General features: G+C 70.8%; 18 protein-coding genes. 10 read left to right on the top strand and 8 right to left on the bottom strand.

The genetic code is table 11. From position 1 onward, the window contains the following. Window positions 1-22: 22 nt before the first annotated feature. The 5 genes from IPN03_14945 to IPN03_14925 all read left to right on the top strand — a co-directional run bounded on the left by IPN03_14945 (window position 23) and on the right by IPN03_14925 (window position 2922). The gene (locus IPN03_14945) at window positions 23-433 is read left to right on the top strand and encodes a hypothetical protein (protein MBK9374978.1); all 411 of its coding nucleotides are present in this window, start codon (window positions 23-25) and stop codon (window positions 431-433) included. Beyond that, window positions 430-975 carry a hypothetical protein gene (locus tag IPN03_14940; protein ID MBK9374977.1) on the top strand — a complete coding sequence of 182 codons (546 nt, stop codon included), beginning with the start codon at window positions 430-432 and terminating at the stop codon, window positions 973-975. The genes IPN03_14945 and IPN03_14940 overlap by 4 nt, the downstream gene beginning before the upstream one ends. A 7-nt stretch (window positions 976-982) precedes the next feature. Beyond that, window positions 983-1210 (top strand): FeoB-associated Cys-rich membrane protein, encoded by a 228-nt coding sequence (locus tag IPN03_14935; GenBank protein ID MBK9374976.1) that lies wholly within the window; start codon window positions 983-985, stop codon window positions 1208-1210. Window positions 1211-1214: 4 nt separating this feature from the next. Next, the gene (locus IPN03_14930) at window positions 1215-2369 is read left to right on the top strand and encodes a hypothetical protein (GenBank protein ID MBK9374975.1); all 1155 of its coding nucleotides are present in this window, start codon (window positions 1215-1217) and stop codon (window positions 2367-2369) included. A 94-nt stretch (window positions 2370-2463) separates the two neighbouring features. Next, entirely contained in the window at window positions 2464-2922 is a 459-nt protein-coding gene (locus IPN03_14925) for a hypothetical protein (protein ID MBK9374974.1), read from the top strand. Between the two features lie 52 nt (window positions 2923-2974). On the opposite strand, the gene IPN03_14920 is transcribed toward IPN03_14925, so the two are convergent. The 5 genes from IPN03_14920 to IPN03_14900 all read right to left on the bottom strand — a co-directional run bounded on the left by IPN03_14920 (window position 2975) and on the right by IPN03_14900 (window position 7093). Next, on the bottom strand, window positions 2975-3394 hold the full coding sequence (locus tag IPN03_14920) for a 3-aminobutyryl-CoA ammonia lyase (GenBank protein ID MBK9374973.1): 420 nt from the start codon (window positions 3392-3394) through the stop codon (window positions 2975-2977). A gap of 51 nt (window positions 3395-3445) precedes the next feature. Then, window positions 3446-3931 (bottom strand): hypothetical protein, encoded by a 486-nt coding sequence (locus tag IPN03_14915; GenBank protein MBK9374972.1) that lies wholly within the window; start codon window positions 3929-3931, stop codon window positions 3446-3448. Beyond that, the gene (gene hypB / locus IPN03_14910; GenBank protein ID MBK9374971.1) at window positions 3928-4596 is read right to left on the bottom strand and encodes a hydrogenase nickel incorporation protein HypB; all 669 of its coding nucleotides are present in this window, start codon (window positions 4594-4596) and stop codon (window positions 3928-3930) included. Before hypB ends, IPN03_14915 begins: the two co-directional genes overlap by 4 nt. A 710-nt stretch (window positions 4597-5306) precedes the next feature. Next, window positions 5307-6551 (bottom strand): pyridoxal-phosphate dependent enzyme, encoded by a 1245-nt coding sequence (locus IPN03_14905; GenBank protein MBK9374970.1) that lies wholly within the window; start codon window positions 6549-6551, stop codon window positions 5307-5309. Next, window positions 6548-7093, bottom strand: a complete 546-nt coding sequence (locus tag IPN03_14900) for a hypothetical protein (protein ID MBK9374969.1) — start codon at window positions 7091-7093, stop codon at window positions 6548-6550. Before IPN03_14900 ends, IPN03_14905 begins: the two co-directional genes overlap by 4 nt. Window positions 7094-7326: 233 nt before the next feature. Between IPN03_14900 and IPN03_14895 the strand changes: the two genes are divergently transcribed. Next, window positions 7327-8829: a hypothetical protein gene (locus IPN03_14895; GenBank protein ID MBK9374968.1), complete on the top strand. Its 1503-nt coding sequence runs from the start codon at window positions 7327-7329 to the stop codon at window positions 8827-8829. 24 nt (window positions 8830-8853) lie between these two features. Here the strand turns inward: IPN03_14895 and IPN03_14890 are convergent, their stop codons facing one another. Next, entirely contained in the window at window positions 8854-9312 is a 459-nt protein-coding gene (locus IPN03_14890; protein MBK9374967.1) for a hypothetical protein, read from the bottom strand. Between the two features lie 297 nt (window positions 9313-9609). Between IPN03_14890 and IPN03_14885 the strand changes: the two genes are divergently transcribed. The 4 genes from IPN03_14885 to IPN03_14870 are packed head-to-tail and all read left to right on the top strand — an operon-like array spanning window position 9610 to window position 11797. Next, on the top strand, window positions 9610-10086 hold the full coding sequence (locus IPN03_14885) for a hypothetical protein (GenBank protein ID MBK9374966.1): 477 nt from the start codon (window positions 9610-9612) through the stop codon (window positions 10084-10086). Between the two features lie 21 nt (window positions 10087-10107). After that, window positions 10108-10701, top strand: coding sequence for a hypothetical protein (locus IPN03_14880; GenBank protein ID MBK9374965.1), 594 nt, complete (start codon window positions 10108-10110; stop codon window positions 10699-10701). Window positions 10702-10706: 5 nt separating this feature from the next. Continuing rightward, window positions 10707-11246, top strand: a complete 540-nt coding sequence (locus IPN03_14875; protein MBK9374964.1) for a hypothetical protein — start codon at window positions 10707-10709, stop codon at window positions 11244-11246. Continuing rightward, complete coding sequence (locus tag IPN03_14870; GenBank protein ID MBK9374963.1) at window positions 11243-11797, top strand: hypothetical protein; 555 nt, start codon at window positions 11243-11245, stop codon at window positions 11795-11797. The genes IPN03_14875 and IPN03_14870 overlap by 4 nt, the downstream gene beginning before the upstream one ends. A 124-nt stretch (window positions 11798-11921) precedes the next feature. Here the strand turns inward: IPN03_14870 and IPN03_14865 are convergent, their stop codons facing one another. Both IPN03_14865 and IPN03_14860 read right to left on the bottom strand, forming a co-directional pair. Further along, on the bottom strand, window positions 11922-12512 hold the full coding sequence (locus tag IPN03_14865) for a hypothetical protein (GenBank protein ID MBK9374962.1): 591 nt from the start codon (window positions 12510-12512) through the stop codon (window positions 11922-11924). A gap of 119 nt (window positions 12513-12631) precedes the next feature. Beyond that, window positions 12632-14368 carry a hypothetical protein gene (locus IPN03_14860; GenBank protein MBK9374961.1) on the bottom strand — a complete coding sequence of 579 codons (1737 nt, stop codon included), beginning with the start codon at window positions 14366-14368 and terminating at the stop codon, window positions 12632-12634. Between the last annotated feature and the right edge of the window lie 7 nt (window positions 14369-14375).

Here is a 14375-nt window from a genome sequence, read left to right as displayed (position 1 = left end):
CGCGCCGCCTTCCTGACTGACCGTGAAGATGCATCGCTTCGGCCTTCACGGCAAGAGCTTCCTCCCGATGATGACCGGCTTCGGCTGCTCGGTCCCCGGGATCCTCGCGACACGGACCCTCGAGAACGAGCGCGACCGGCTGACGACGATGCTCGTCCTGCCGCTCATGTCGTGCGGGGCGCGCCTGCCGATCTGGATGCTCCTCGTCCTCGCGTTCTTCCGCCCGCTTGGCGGGCGCCCGCGCCTGGCTCATCTACGCGGCGGGCGTCGCCTCGCGCTCGGCCTCGCGCTCCTTCCTGCGCCGGACGCTCCTGAAGGGCGAGGACGCGCCGTTCGTCAATGGAGCTTCTCCCTACTGCATGCCCACGTTCCGGAGCGTCGTCCTCAAGATGCCGACCGTGCCCGCCTCTACCTGAGCAAGGCGGAACGGTGATCCTCGGGATCTCGATCCTCCTCTGGGCCGCGACGTCGTTCCCGAAACCGTCGTCTTACCTCATCGACTCTCGAGTCACCGCTGGCGAGGCCGTCGCAGCGACCGACGTCGCCGCCGCGCGCGCTGCCGAAGAGCTCGAGTTCTCCGTCGCGGGCCGGGCCGGACGGTTCCTGGAGCCGGCGTTCGCTCCTCTCGGCTTCGACTGGAAGATGGTGACGGCGATGATCGGCGCCTTCGCGGCGAAGGAGGTCTGCGTCGCGCAGATGGATCGTCTACCCATCGCCGACCCGGAGGAGGGCGCGAGGGGCCCGCGCCCGCCCGTCGCCCGGCGACTACTCACCTCTCGTCGGCGTCAGCCTGATTCTCTTCCTCCTCATCTCCGCCTCCTGCATGGCGACGATCGCCGTGACGAAGCGCGAGTCGGGCCGCTGGCGCTGGGCGCCTTGCAGCTCTTCGGCCTGACGGCCATCGCCTGGCTCGTCTCGTTCCTCGTCTACCAGGGCGGCCGGCTCTGTCGCCTGAAGGAGAACCGCCCCCTTTGACACGCTCATCACGATCGCCATCGTTGCCGCCGCCGCCGCCTGGGCGGGCCTGCGGGCCTGGCGCCGCGCAACCGCGAAGGCGGCCTCCTGCGCGGGAAGCTGTGCCGGCTGCGCCGGCGGCCGCGGTCTTCGCCCGCCGGCTTCTTCCTGTCCGGAGGGCTCGGACGAGGCCATCCCGCGGGCCGGAGCCGCCACCGGGATCCCTCTCCCTTCCCGCTCCGAGAGGAAGGGTTGAGGCGATGCCACGCCCTCCTGGCCTTCACGCGCGACTCGGGAGCCGCGTTCTCCCCATCGCCCTGGCGGCGGCAGCCGTCGCGTTCCCGTCCCGCCCGTCCGTTGCGGAGGAGACGCCCGACCCTGTGGCCGCTCACCCCTCTGAGCTCGAAGGCCTGAAGGCCGCCCTCGACGGGATTCGCGAACGGCTCGGCCTTTCCGGCTTCTTCGACGTCCGTGCCGCCGACACGCGGACCGACCCGAACGTCTTCTCGATGGGTGACTTCGAGCTCGACTTCGCCCGCGAGATCGGCAGGAAGGTCCAGGTCGCCGCGGCCCTCGTCGTGAACGACGAAGGGGCCGAGCTGGCGGTCGGGTTCGTCGACGTCCACGTCCTAGGGGCGCCGATCGCCCCGCGAGGCCGCCTCCCCGTCGAGAGGGGCCTCCGGTTCCAGATCGGCCGTTTCGACGTCCCGTTCGGGGGCGACTGGCAATACTTCGCCGCGAAAGACCGGCCCGAGCTCTCCGCGCCGCTCACGACCGAGATCGTGATGGACGGCGGCTACAACGACGTCGGCCTCCGCCTCCTCGGTGGGACCGGGAGCCTCTCCTGGTCGGGGTACTGGCTGCGCGGCGAAGGAGAAGGCGCCCTCGTCGGCGGACGCCTCGGCCTCATGCCGTTCGACAACCCCTACCGGCTCCGCGAGCGGGTGCGGGCGATCGAGCTCGGCGTCTCCGCGCTCCACGACTTCGACGGCGAAGGTGGGACCGAATCGAAATCCTTCGCGATCGACTCCGAGCTCCGCGGCCCGCTCGGCCGCCTCCGCGCGGAGTACGTGCGTCGCGACCTGCGACCCGTCGAGGGGCGCGAGGAGCGCCTGGTTCGCTCGGGCTTTCACGTGACCGCGACCGTCGACGCCGGCGCTCCGGCTGGCGTCCCGCTGATGCCGTACGCGCGCTACGACACGGCCAGGGAGGAACCCTCGGGGGCGCAGGAACTCCCGGGCGAGGAGCCGTGGGGTCGCACGGAGCGTCTGTCTGCGGGCGCGAACGCGACTTTCTTCGACGTAATCTCCGTGAAGCTGGAGTACCAGAGGACCCTCTCCGCACCCCCGGCTGCCGAGGCGGAGGAGGGTTTCCATCGGGACTCGTTCCTCGCCCAGGTCGTCGTCTCTTTCTAAGGAGGCCGTATGCGCAAAGACCAGAACCTCTACAGACCTGGGAGGGTCCGGGGGGCCGCGAGGTGCGCCCCCCGGAAAGCCCAGGAGAAACGCCATGCCGTACGGAAGGGCCGCCGCGCTGCTCCTCTCCCTCTGTTTTCTCGCCGATCGCGACACCGCCCTCGCATCCGAGGGGAACCGCGCCGCCGGCGGTCACCCCTCCTGGACCGCCGAGAGCTGCCTCTCGTGCCACCGTGCGGAGGAGGCGTCCGCGATCTCCCTGCGCGTCCGCCGGCCCTGCCGGACGCTCTGCGCCTCCTGCCACGAGTTCCGTGACGGGCACCATCCGGTCGGCGTGGCGATCCCGCGCGCGGTGCCGGAACCCCTCCTCCTGACGAAGGCCGGGACGAACACCTGCGTCACGTGCCACGACACCACGCGGCCGCGCGTCGACCGCGCGCCGTGGGCCTCGACGAGCCTGTTCGAGCGGATCGCACACCGATCCGGCGAGCACCGGACCTACTACCTCGCGATGCGGAACGAGAAGGGGCAGCTCTGCCGGAACTGCCACTGACCCCTGTGACCGGTCCTCGCAGCCCCGATGCGGCGGCCGGTCCAGCGCGCCTTCAGCCCTTCCTCTGTTTGTCCTTCGGCGTCACGCAGGTCCCCGTCGCGCGGCAGACGACGACGGGTGGGTCGAGGACCTCGGCCGCGGAGTCGTTGATCTCCGGCGCCGAGCGGACGACCTTGCGGGCCTCGAAGGCCATCTTCCGGCTCGTGTTCCCGACGGCCGTGATCACGCCCTCGGCCTCGATGTAGTCGCCGGCGTAGACGGGCGCGAGGAAGTCGACCGAGTCGTAGGCGCGGAAGAGCCCTTCGTCGCCGTCCAGGCGGATGAGAAGCTCGGTCGCGACGTCGCCGAAGAGCCCCAGCATCCGTGCGCCGTCCACGAGGTTCCCGCCGTAGTGGGCATCGTGGCTCGACATGCGCAGGCGGATGATGACCTCGAGACCTTCACCGGGCTTCTTCTCTTCACTCAACTCCATACTCCTTCCCGATCGCTTCCGTTCGGGGATTCCGGTCTCGATTGGGGGCACTCAGCCCCGGAGCGCTGTCCGCGCGGCGTCGAGGTGCCTGTCGATCGATTCCCGCCTCCGCGGGGCGTCGGAGGCGCTATCGCTGCCGGACAAGGCGCCCGAGAGCTCCGACAGGAGAGCGCGCATCTCGGAGAGCGCCCCGCGCGCCTCCTCCATCGCCCTCTGCTCGCCGGTGGAGCCACCACCGCCGCACTTTCCCTCGGCCGAAGAGATCGCGGACGACGCGCCGCCGGAAGCGGAGGAGAACGCCGCCGGGTCGATCGGCGACCTGAGGAGGACGTCCGCGGCGGCCTGTGTCTGCCGGCTCGCCTCCTCCGCGGCCGCCAGGCACGCTTCCCCTGCGGCGCCCGGCATCGACCCGCTGGGCTGGGTCGAACCGGCCGGTGCTGCCGGCGGGGCATCGACCTTCGAAATCTTCCCGCTCTTCCAGAGCCAGAGGGCCACGCCCGCGATGGCGACGAGCCAGAGGACCTGGCGGCGGTTCACGATGCCCTCTTGTTCCCGAGCTCGCTCTCGAGCAGGGCGCACCAGTCGTCCATCCCGTCTCCCGTGCGCGCCGAGACCTCGAGCAGCCGCGCGCCGGGATTCAGCGTCCCGACCTGCCGCTTCACGGCCGCGACGTCGAAATCGACGTACGGAAGGAGATCGACCTTCGTCAGCACCGTCACCTTCGCCTTCGAAAAGATGGCCGGGTACTTGAAAGGCTTGTCGTCCCCCTCGGCCGTCGAGAGGAGGACGATCTTGAAGTCCTCCCCGAGGTCGTAGGAGGTCGGGCAGATGAGGTTCCCGACGTTCTCGATGAACAGGATGTCGAGGCCGCGGAGCTTCTCCCCTTCTTCCACGAGCGCCGCGTCGACCTGCCGCGCGTCGAGGTGGCAGGCGCCCCCGGTCAGGATCTGCCGCGCCGGGATTCCGGCCTTCCGCAGGCGGTCGGCATCCCTTTCCGTCGCGATGTCGCCGTCGAGGCCCCCCATCTTCAGCCTCCCGGAAAGGCGCGCCACAGTCGCTTCCAGGAGCGTCGTCTTCCCCGAGCCGGGCGAGGAGATGAGGTTCACGACGAGGGTCCGCTGGTCGCGGAACGACTCGCGGAGCGCCGCCGCGGCCTCCTGGTTCGCCGCGAGGACCTTCTGCTTGACGTCGATCTCGGGCATCGAGAGCCTCCCGCCGCGCCGCGAGGACGGGCGGCGAGAGGATAGCGCGGCAGGGAAGGCGGGGCCTCGGACCCCGTCTTCGGGGTCCGAAGGCCCGGCACGTCGTCCGGCTATGCAGAGCACACGGTGATAGCTTTCCCCGGCGTGAGAAGACCCGGAAGGCCCCTCGCTGTCCCTCCACCGTTCCTCCTCCTGCTGGCAGTCGCCGGCTGCACCCGCGCGGGTGGTGCGGCAGGCCCGCCGACGAGGCCTGCGGAAATTGCCGTCCGAGCGGACGCGAAGGGCCGACCGAGCATGCTCGTCGTAAAGACCAGAAGGCCGTCGAAGTCGCTCCCGGACGTTGATCGACCTCGTCGTCACGCGACCGGTTGCGGCCCCCGCGAACACCTGTTCGAGTGGCCCGCGACTCCGGCGATCGAGGGGGACGCCGTTCGCTTTCTCCGCCGGCGGATCGAGAACCCGCCCCCCGATGTCGACGGCGGGGTGACGACCCACCACTACGAGCTGGAGGCGACGAAGCCCGGGACGGCCCGAGTCACGTTGACGCCCACGTCGGCGAGCCCGGAGTTCGCGCACCCGCCCCTGAGCCTCGGTGTCACGGTCGGCGACGCCCTCGGGAACGCATCCCCAACCCCTTCCACCCCCTCAAGCACCTGATCTGCCACCTCGTCTCGCGCTCGAGACGAGATACGACGCCCTGACCGGCCTCGTCACCCGGCGAGAAGAGCCTCCACCGCCTCGAGCGTCGGGGCCACCGGCACCGGCACGGTCACTCGGCGCGCCGCCGAGGGAACGTCCTTCAGTCCTGTCCCCGTGACGAGGAGGACGACGCGCTCGGACCGGGAGACGAGCCCCTCGGCGACCGCGATCTCGAGCCCGGCGAGTGCGATCGCCGCCGCGGGCTCGGCGAAGACGGCCGTCGCGATCGCGAGGCGCGGGATCGCGTCGAGGATGGCCTCCTCGGAGACGAGGATGCCGCAGCCGCCCGAGGCGCGGATGTCCTTCAGGGCCATGACGGCGTTCCGCGGCGCGGCGACGGTGAGGCTGTCGGCGACGCTTCCGGCGCCGGGCTCGGGCGTGATCTCCGCCGCGCCCGAGCGGAGGGCACGCGCAATGGCTCCCGACCGCTCCGGCTGGACCGCGACGAGGCGCGGCACGCGCGGCAGGAGGCCGCAGCGGACCAGGTCGGCGAACCCCTTCGCGATCCCGGCAATGATGACGCCGTCCCCCGTCGGGACGACGACCGCGTCGGGCGCCTCGGGCGCGAGGTCACGCGCGATCTCGAGCGAGGCCGTCTTCTTACCCTCGACGGTGAAGGGGTTCAGCGCCGTATTCCGGTTGTACCAGCCGAAGCGCGCACAGGCCGCGAGCGAAAGCTCGAAAGCCTGGTCGTACGTCCCAGCGACCGGGACGAGCGTCGCCCCGTAGCTCGCCATCTGGACCAGCTTGGCCGGAGGAGCCGAGGCCGGGACGAAGACGACCGTCTTGATCCCCGCGGCCGCGCCAGCTGCCGAGAGCGCCGTCGCAGCGTTTCCGGTCGAGGCCGCGGCGACCGTCTCGTACCCGTACTCGATCGCCTTGGCGACGACGAGGTGCGAGGCACGGTCCTTCGTGGAGCCCGAGGGGTTCCGGGTGTCGTCCTTCAGCCAAAGGCGAGGCATGCCGAGCGCCTCGCGCAGACGCGGCACCGGAAGGAGCGGCGTTCCTCCGGCGGCGAAAGAGAAGAACGAGTCGGGCCCCCGAACCGGGAGAAAGGGCGAGAGGCCACCGGGCGAGGCGAGCGGGGCGTCCGGCCACCGGCGCGGGAGCTCCCTTTCCGCCAGCTCGACCCTGAGGACGCCGCGCGTGAACCCTCCCGGCACCTGGAGACGGGCGCAGGAGGGGCAGACGTACAGGGCTCGATGCTCGGGGTACCGGGTACCGCATTCGTTGCAGAGGAACGTGAAGTCGGTCACGGTCGGGCATCGTAGCGCGATCCGAACGGGGAAACGCAGCCCGGCGCGGCGTAGAATTGCTTGTTGGCGGACCGTCCGCCCCCTATTGCACGTCGCCGTCCAGCGGAGGCCGTGATGGGTCGAATTGTCCAGTCCGTCGCGATGTCGTACGTCCGCGGCTGCCTCGTCAGCGCCGTCGTGACGGTCTTCGTCTTCACGATCTTCATCGGGTTCATCCTGCTCCCGCTCGGCCGAATGCATCGCACGCCGGGCTCCGACCCGAAGGAGATCTTCCTGCCGATCGGGATCGCGGCCTTCTTCCTGATGGTCCTGCCGGCGATCCTCGCGTACCTCGCCACGCGCTCGCGCAACGCGAGGTTCGACAGGATGTTCGGCTCCCTCGGCCTCGCCGGCTTCCCGTACGCGGTCCAGTACCGCCGGTACGAAGGGACGTACGGAGGCCGCCGCTTCCAGGGCTTCTTCTCGCGAGGCCCGCGGTTCGCCCTCGAAGCCGACGTGGCCGTCTGGACGCGGTTCGGCGTCACGGCCGGCTCGGGCGACACCCGGCTCCTCGCGGCGCTGAAGGGCGAGAAGCCGATCCGTTTCGCCGTTCCCGCCTTCGACGGGCTCGACGTCTTCGGCGAGGAGGAGACATGGGTGCGCCGCGTCTTCGCCGAGCCGGGCGTGCCGGCGCTGCTCGGACGGCTCCTGAGGTTCCAGGGGACCGTTCGCCCGCAGGCAGCTCGTCCTGCGGCCCGGGGCGCTCAACGTCACGTTCCACCTCTCGACGGCCTTCATGAGCTGGATCCCCTCGCCGGCGCAGGTGAAGGACTGGGCCGACGCGCTCGTGGCGCTGGCGGAGGTCGTCGAGCGGGTCCCCCCGCCGGAGGTCCCGATCGCCCCGACCCGCCTCGAGCAGCAGGTCGACTCGGTGCGGCGCATGGGCTTCGCCGTCAATCCCGGCGCCCTCGCCCTCGGCACGATGCTCGCCACCGTCCTCGTGATCGCCGCGATCTCGGGGATCATCGTCGTCGCGCAGAAGTCGTGCCGGCCGAGCCGGGGTCCCGGGAGCGTCGCCGAGGTGCGCGAGGTGCTCCACCACGTCTACGTCACCGCGCAGAACCTCCAGGTCGCCGAGCTGCCGGCCGCGAGCACACTCGACCTGTTTGGCTTCACGGGGTACCTCGGCTCGGTCGAGTCCGAGGACGACACGAGCCTTCGCGCCGTCGCGAAGGTTCCGAAGGGGGCGCGGATCGTCGTCGCCAAGAGCCCGGGCACGGGGGCGGCGCGCGAGGTCGAGTGGCTCTTCGACCCGCCGCTCTCCGCCCGGACGTCCGTCGTGGAGCAGCAGCTCGGAAAGCTCGAGCTCTCCCCGGCCCCCGGCGAGACGAAGGCCGTCCTCGGGTTCGCGACGCCGAGGAAGGCCGACGGGGCGCGGTGGCCGGTCCGGGTCCGGGTGCGCTTCGAGGGGAAGGCGGGCGGACCGATCACGAGGATCGCCGCGTACCGCGACGGCCCGGCCGTTCCGGCTCAGGCCCCTTCGACGGGCGAGGCGCCGCCGGCGTCCGCGTCGACGCCCTCCTCCGCCGGTGAACCTGCGGCCGCTCCGTCGGCAGCGGCGTCCTCCGGACTCCTCCCGCAGTGCCCCTCCTCGTTCCTGAACGTCGGCGAGATGGCGGTCGGAGAGTCGCGGTCCTGCGTCTGCACGAGGGACTCCGGCATCGGCGTCCGCGGGAACGGTCGCTACGGCCCATCGTCGTCCCTCTGCGAGGCCGCCCGTCACGCCGGGGTCCTCACCCGCCCGGGCGACGTCGTGACGTTCTGGCGGCAGCCCGACTGCCCACGCCTCTGGGGCTCGGCGGCGAACGGCGTCGTCTCGCACAACTCCGCCTCCCCGACGGCGACCTTTTCCTTCACCGCCGAGCCGCCCCCCTGCCCACCCCCGCCGAGCCCATCCGCGGACCTCAGGCCCTGCCCGGGGCTCTTCAGCAAAGAGCTGGAGGCGATGCCCGAGGGCTCGAGCTTCGACTGCACCTGCGCGTACGACAAGTACGGGAAGGGCGCCCTCTGGGGGACTCGCGCCTACTTCATCGGCTCGGACGTCTGCGACGCGGCCCAGCACGCGGGGATGGTCGACCGGAAGGGGAGCACGGTCACCGTCTTCCTCGGCGGTCCGTGCGACCGCTTCCGGGGTACGAAGTCGTTCGGGAAGGTCTCCGACAGCCGGCGGAAGCCGGGCCGGAGCATGGCGTTCCAGCAGCCGTATCCGGAGTGCCCGGGCCCGACCGATCCGTGGTGACGGCTCGTACGACCGGGCGGGTCCTCAGCGAGGCGCGGAGGTCCTCTTCGGCCGCAGGACGAGCGCCGCGACGACGGCCGGCAGCGCCATGAGCCACTGGACCCCGGGGACCCCGACCGACACGACGAGGAGGACGAAGTCCTTGCGCAGGGCCGCGTCGACGTAGATGAGCGCCCCGAAGAGGACGGCCACGAGGGCGAGGGCGGCGACGACGGCCGCGCCGGCCTTCGTCTTCGAGAGGCGGGCCGCGAGAAGGAACGGCGCGAACGGGCTCGCCATGAAGAGGGATGCGAGCAGGAGGACCCAGGCGCCCTGCAGGTCCTCGCCCTTCCAGGCGCCGAAGCCGGGGAAGGAGAGGAAGGAGACCGGCCCCGTGAGCGCGCCCACGATCGCGATCACCGTGGCGACGGTACGCGCCGGGTTGCGCTCCGCCGGCGATGCGGCTCCCTCCCTTCGGGCCTCCCCGGCTGCGGCCGGGTTCATCTCCGCCCTCCCGCCGCCTCGGCGCGCGCGAGAAGCAACGGGGCGAACAGGGTGGCGGGGATCGCTTTCCTCAAGGCGGACCTCCTCTGCCTCCAGGCGACGATCTTGCTACGTTACCCCGCGCGCCGTCCCGGTGGGGCGATCGGGACCCGGCCCGTCCCGATTCCCGAGTTCACCAATCCCCGACATCGGGAGGTATCCTGCTCGATGCGGATCCGGCCGTGCGGAGCGAGGCGTGTGTGACACGGTCTCGCGGGGCGGCTTCGGCAATTGCGCCCCGGCCGCGAAGGAGGGAACGTGAAGGCGACTCCCGCCGGCGGGCTCCTCGTCGGTCTCGCAATCGCGGCCGTGATCGGTGCCGTCGTCTGGGCGGCGATCCGGGGACAGGGGAAGGATTGGGAGGTCGCCGCGGAGATCGACCGGGGCGTGATGACCGACTACTGCCGCCTCGTCGGTGAGGGGCGGTACGGGGAGGCCTGGGAGACGTGCCTCACGGCCAGCTACCGCGAGGAGGTCCCGCGGGAGAAGTTCGTCTCCGCGCACGAGAAGCGGCGCGCGGAGGTGGGCACTCTCGGCGGCAGCCGGCTCCTTCGCGCCGACCTCACCCGCAACCTCTTCTCGAGGACGCGCGAGCTCCATCTCCTCTACGAGCTCACCTACCCCGGGCGTGCGGAGAGGGAGTACGCGAAGGTGAACGACGCGGACGGGACCTGGCGGATCGAGGGGACGTACCACCTCAACGCCGCTGAAACGTACGACTTCCTTCTCTGGTGACGACACACGGAAGGAGGCATCATGAAGCCCTCGCACTCCCTGCTCCTCCTCGCCCTGCTCGCCTGCAGCTCTGCAGGAGCCCAGACGCCGGACGGCCGCGGCTTCGACCCGACCGGCGTCTGGTACGGCCAGCACGGCCCGCTCGCCCTGATGCGGGCCGGCGATACGCTCACCTTCTCCTACTCCGGCGTCTTCGGCGCGACCGCCCACATCTGCGACGGGATCGGCGTCGCGGGATTCGCCGGCGACGGGACGTGGGAGTACGCAGATGAACAGGGAACTGTCACCTTCACGACGAAGGGCGGAAAGGTGACCATGCAGACGACGAACGGGATCGCCTCGTTCTGCGGCGCCAACTGGCCCGGTGACACATTCACGAAGGACGGATGGAAGCCCGCGTTCAATTGCACGGTCGTCGCCCCGAAGGCGCACCTCCTCACCGCGGCACCTTCGCCCGAGCAGCGGAAGGGGTACGTCGTGAAGGGGAACGTCGTCGAGGCCGTCGGCCTCGTGAACGAAGGGACGCCGGGATGGCTCCTCGTGCGGTACGTCGGGAAGAAGCAGACCACGGCCGGCCTCCTCGAGCGCGACGCGCTCGAGTGCCGGGAGGAGTAGTAGACATGATGAAGGCGTTCGTCCCCCTCGTCCTCGGTCTCGCGCTCGCCCCCCTCCCGGGGTCCGCCGCGGACTGCCCGAAGGCGACCACCATCGAGAAGCTGTCGAGGAACACGGCCTACAAGCCCGTGGCCCCCTTCGACCTGAAGGCCCTGACGAAGGCGAAGGCGACGAAGAGCGCCTTCGGCCTCACGGTCTTCGTCACGAACGCCGAGTTCGACGCGAAGGCCGCGGCCGCACGCCTCGACACGTCCCCCGTGAAGGGGAAGGGGCAGGTCTCCCTGGCGATCACGTTCATGAACGCCTCGAAGCCGATCGTCGCGGGCGAGTACGCGGTCCGCGCGAACGTCTGGGACCCGATGAACGTCCGCGGGGACCTCGGCTTCGGAAAGGACGACGGGACGCCCGTCGTCTACGGCCTCGGGCTGAAGTCCGGCAGGGCGACACTCGTCGAGGTGACCGACACCCGCGTCTGCGGCACCTTCGACGTCACCGGCCCGGACGGGCCGTTCAAGGGATCGTTCATCGCAACGGTGTTGAAGTGACATCGCGAACTGAGATCTACCCGACGGAGGGAAAGAAGATGCCGAGTCGGATGGCGCCCGTTCTCCTCTCGATCCTCGCCGTCCTCGCCGCCGCGGCCCAGACGACCGGCGCCACCTCGCCCGCGCCGATCGAGCTCCACGGTCTGAAGGCCGCCCCCCCGGTTCCCTTCTCCGCCCCGGAGAAGGCAGGCCTCGACGCCCTTCTCGTCGTCCACCCGGCCGACGCGAAGGCCGGGGGCGAGAAGCTGAGCCTCACCGCCGTCGCGTTCCCGAAGGACTCGGGCATGAGCGACGCGGAGCTCCTCGACTACGTGACGACGACCTTTCTCGCGACGTCGGACACCGGGAAGCCCGTAGAGCGGACGCTCCTCGGGAAGAAGGTGAAGGGGCGGGCGCTCGAAAAGAAGATCCCGTCGTCTTCGATCGCCGAAGTCTATGTTGCGACGAAGAAGGCCGGCGACAAGGTCGTTCTCGCCTTCGTCTTCCCGGCCTCCTTCGCGAAGGAGGCCGAGGCTGCGATCTCGGCGATCGCCGAGAGCCTGAAGGAGTAACGCCGCCTGTCCGTGCGGCCTCGGCTTCTCCGGGGTCCTCTCGGATTCCACCAACTCACGAGACGGCCGGCCCCGAGGACGGCCCGATGCCGCCCTCGGGGAGCGCCTTCTCTGCGCCGCGGCTCTACTTGTACAGGTTCTCGAGGAGCTTTCCGGCGAGCTTCTTGCCGAGTTCGACCTTGTCGTGCTTGTCGTACGTCTTTGGCTGCCAGTCGACTCGCACGACGTCCTGGCCCTTCAGGACGACGATGACGGTCGCCCCCGTGACGAAGTCGCACATGTAGGCCTTGTCGCCGATCCCGGGGACGTCGACGACCGAGCCGGGAGCGGCGAAGCCCTTCGTGCTCTCGAACTCCTTCTCGCCTCCTCCGACGACGGCGTAAAAGGTGATCTTGGAGAAGTCCTTCCCGGCCACGGTGAAGCCGGCGGCCGGCCTCCCTTCCTGGGCCTTGCTGCCCGCCTCGGGGAAGTAGGTCATCGTCTCCCCGGTGATGGCGCCGACGTCCGCGGCCGAGATCGCATCCGACATCGCCCAGCCCTTCGGAAGGCTGATCTCGCTCTTCGCCGCGGGGGCCGCGGCTTCCGCCGGCGCGGCCACGATCGGGGCCGGTTCGCTCCCCCCCGGGGTCGCCTCCTTCTTGCCCCCGCATCCCGTGAGACTCACAGCAACGAACGCGGTCAGGGCCAGAGCCGAAGTCCGTTTCCAGAGACTCATCGAACGTCCTCCTGTCTGTTCGTTCGGTCGCAGGTGCTCCCTGCGGCCACAGCGAATTTTGCCGCAATGCGGCAACGAGGAACCACCAAATTCAACTCTCAATCCCGTCTCTCAGCCGGTCAGGGGTTCAGGGCGGCGACCCGCCTCCCGAGCCTCGACACGGCGAGGAGAGCCAGCCCGTAGAGGACGAACGCCGAGAAGAGCGAGGCGGGGCGTCCCTGCGGAAGGTCCTGAAGGAAGATCTTGAGAGCCGTTCCGCCGAGGACGCCCCACGCCAGCCAGCCGGCTTCCTCAACGCCTGTCCGAACCCGAAGGGCCGCCAGTGCCACGGCGGCTGCCGCCAGAACCGCCGTCCGCGCCGGGACCGCCGACCCGGCCGGGAGAACCGCCACGAGAGCTTCGACCGCCGCGGACCCTGCCCCGGCCGCGGCGATTGAAAGCAGGGCCAGCGCTGCGAGACGCGACCGCAAGCCCGCCGGTTCCTGACCCCGCCACCGCAGCGTCAGGAGCCAGGAGATCGCGGCGACGAGCACCAACGAAGCCGCTGCGGCATCCATCCGAGCGGGGACCGCGCTGCTGGAACGCGAGAACGTCGAGGCGGCGACCTGGAGGAGCCCGGAGGGGAAGCACGCCGCGACGAGGTAGAGCGCGCCGTGCGCGACGAGGGAACGCCGGCCGAACCTCGCTCCGAGCATGGCCGCGGCGAGCCCGAACAGGATCCATGCGAACGCCAGCGCGGGTCCGGAGGCGAGCAGCCCCCCGCCGGTCAGCGCGAGGACGAGGCCGAGCGACGAGAAGAAGAGGAAGTTCCGGCCGCCGGCCGCATCGCGCTCCACGAAGCCGAAGGCCGCGCCGTAGCCGAGGGCCGCGAGGGCGAGAGCGGCAATGCCGAGTGCCCCCGCTCCGGTCCCGGCCGCGTGCGAGAGGTGCACGGCGCCACCGTAGCCGGCCAGAAGGACGGCCGCCGTCTGGAAGACCTCGAAGACGTTCACGTCCCGCCGCCGCGCCAGAGTCCTCGCCGCGAAGCTCCCGGCGTAGACGACGAAGAGGAGAAGGGCTACGAACACGGCCCTCCCGGCAGAGAGGCCGGCGTACGCCTCGGGCGGCCCGCCCGGACGGCCTCCGAGATAGACGATCGTCAGAACCGCCAGGTCGGCCGCGAGCGCCGCCGGCCAGCGCAGGCCGTGCCAGCGGCGGCCGTACGTCGCCCAGAGCGTGGCGGCGCCGTACGCGATGAGAAGGATCGTGAAGAGCTCGATCCGCGCCGTGGCCAGGAGGAGGCCCCAGGCCGTCCCGACGGCGCCCAGCGTGGCCGCCCACGCGACGGTCGCCAGGTCGTGCCGCCAGGCGACGACGAAAACGGCCACCCCGACCACGCTCAGGAGCCCGGCCGCCGCGAGCGGCGGCACCGCCTGCATCCGCACCGTCGTTTCCCAGAGGAGCGGGAGAGACACCGCGAGAGAGAGAAGCCCGTGAACGGCGGCGTCCGTCCGGCGTCCCGACCTTCCGCTCCATTCCGCCGCGAGGACCCAGGCCCCCGCGTACGCCAGCCCGAGAGCGACTCCCACGAGGTGCGGCAGGGTCCCGGCCTCCGTGAGCGCCCGGAAGAGGAAGGCGCCGCCGATGCCGAGGAAGACCCGGCCGGCCAGAGCCGCTGGCTGAGAGCCCACGGCCTCGGCAGGCGCCGGAGCGGCGTCGGATCGCGCACCGGGCGCGGCCGCTTCCTCGCACTCCTCGCCGGCCTTCGCGACCACGCCCCTCGGGCTTTCGAGGCTCGCGAGCCGTCCTTCGAGCCTCGCGACGGCCGACGTCAGATCGTCCACCCGCTCTTCCAGGAGGTCGACGCGGTCCGTCATCTCGTCA

This window comes from Holophagales bacterium, assembly GCA_016719485.1.
Taxonomy (GTDB): Bacteria; Acidobacteriota; Thermoanaerobaculia; order UBA5066; family UBA5066; genus UBA5066.
The sequence above is the reverse complement of the archived record's forward strand: the minus strand, read 5'-3'. Positions and strand labels throughout refer to the sequence as shown.

Bases quoted from the DNA above. Each gene is read 5' to 3' on its own strand.
- IPN03_14930 (MBK9374975.1), top strand. From the start codon at position 1,215: ATGCCACGCCCTCCTGGCCTTCACGCGCGACTCGGGAGCCGCGTTCTC.
- IPN03_14925 (MBK9374974.1), top strand. From the start codon at position 2,464: ATGCCGTACGGAAGGGCCGCCGCGCTGCTCCTCTCCCTCTGTTTTCTC.
- IPN03_14920 (MBK9374973.1), bottom strand. From the start codon at position 3,394: ATGGAGTTGAGTGAAGAGAAGAAGCCCGGTGAAGGTCTCGAGGTCATC.
- hypB (MBK9374971.1), bottom strand. From the start codon at position 4,596: ATGCCCGAGATCGACGTCAAGCAGAAGGTCCTCGCGGCGAACCAGGAG.
- IPN03_14895 (MBK9374968.1), top strand. From the start codon at position 7,327: ATGAGCTGGATCCCCTCGCCGGCGCAGGTGAAGGACTGGGCCGACGCG.
- IPN03_14890 (MBK9374967.1), bottom strand. From the start codon at position 9,312: ATGAACCCGGCCGCAGCCGGGGAGGCCCGAAGGGAGGGAGCCGCATCG.
- IPN03_14880 (MBK9374965.1), top strand. From the start codon at position 10,108: ATGAAGCCCTCGCACTCCCTGCTCCTCCTCGCCCTGCTCGCCTGCAGC.
- IPN03_14875 (MBK9374964.1), top strand. From the start codon at position 10,707: ATGATGAAGGCGTTCGTCCCCCTCGTCCTCGGTCTCGCGCTCGCCCCC.
- IPN03_14865 (MBK9374962.1), bottom strand. From the start codon at position 12,512: ATGAGTCTCTGGAAACGGACTTCGGCTCTGGCCCTGACCGCGTTCGTT.
- IPN03_14860 (MBK9374961.1), bottom strand. From the start codon at position 14,368: ATGACGGACCGCGTCGACCTCCTGGAAGAGCGGGTGGACGATCTGACG.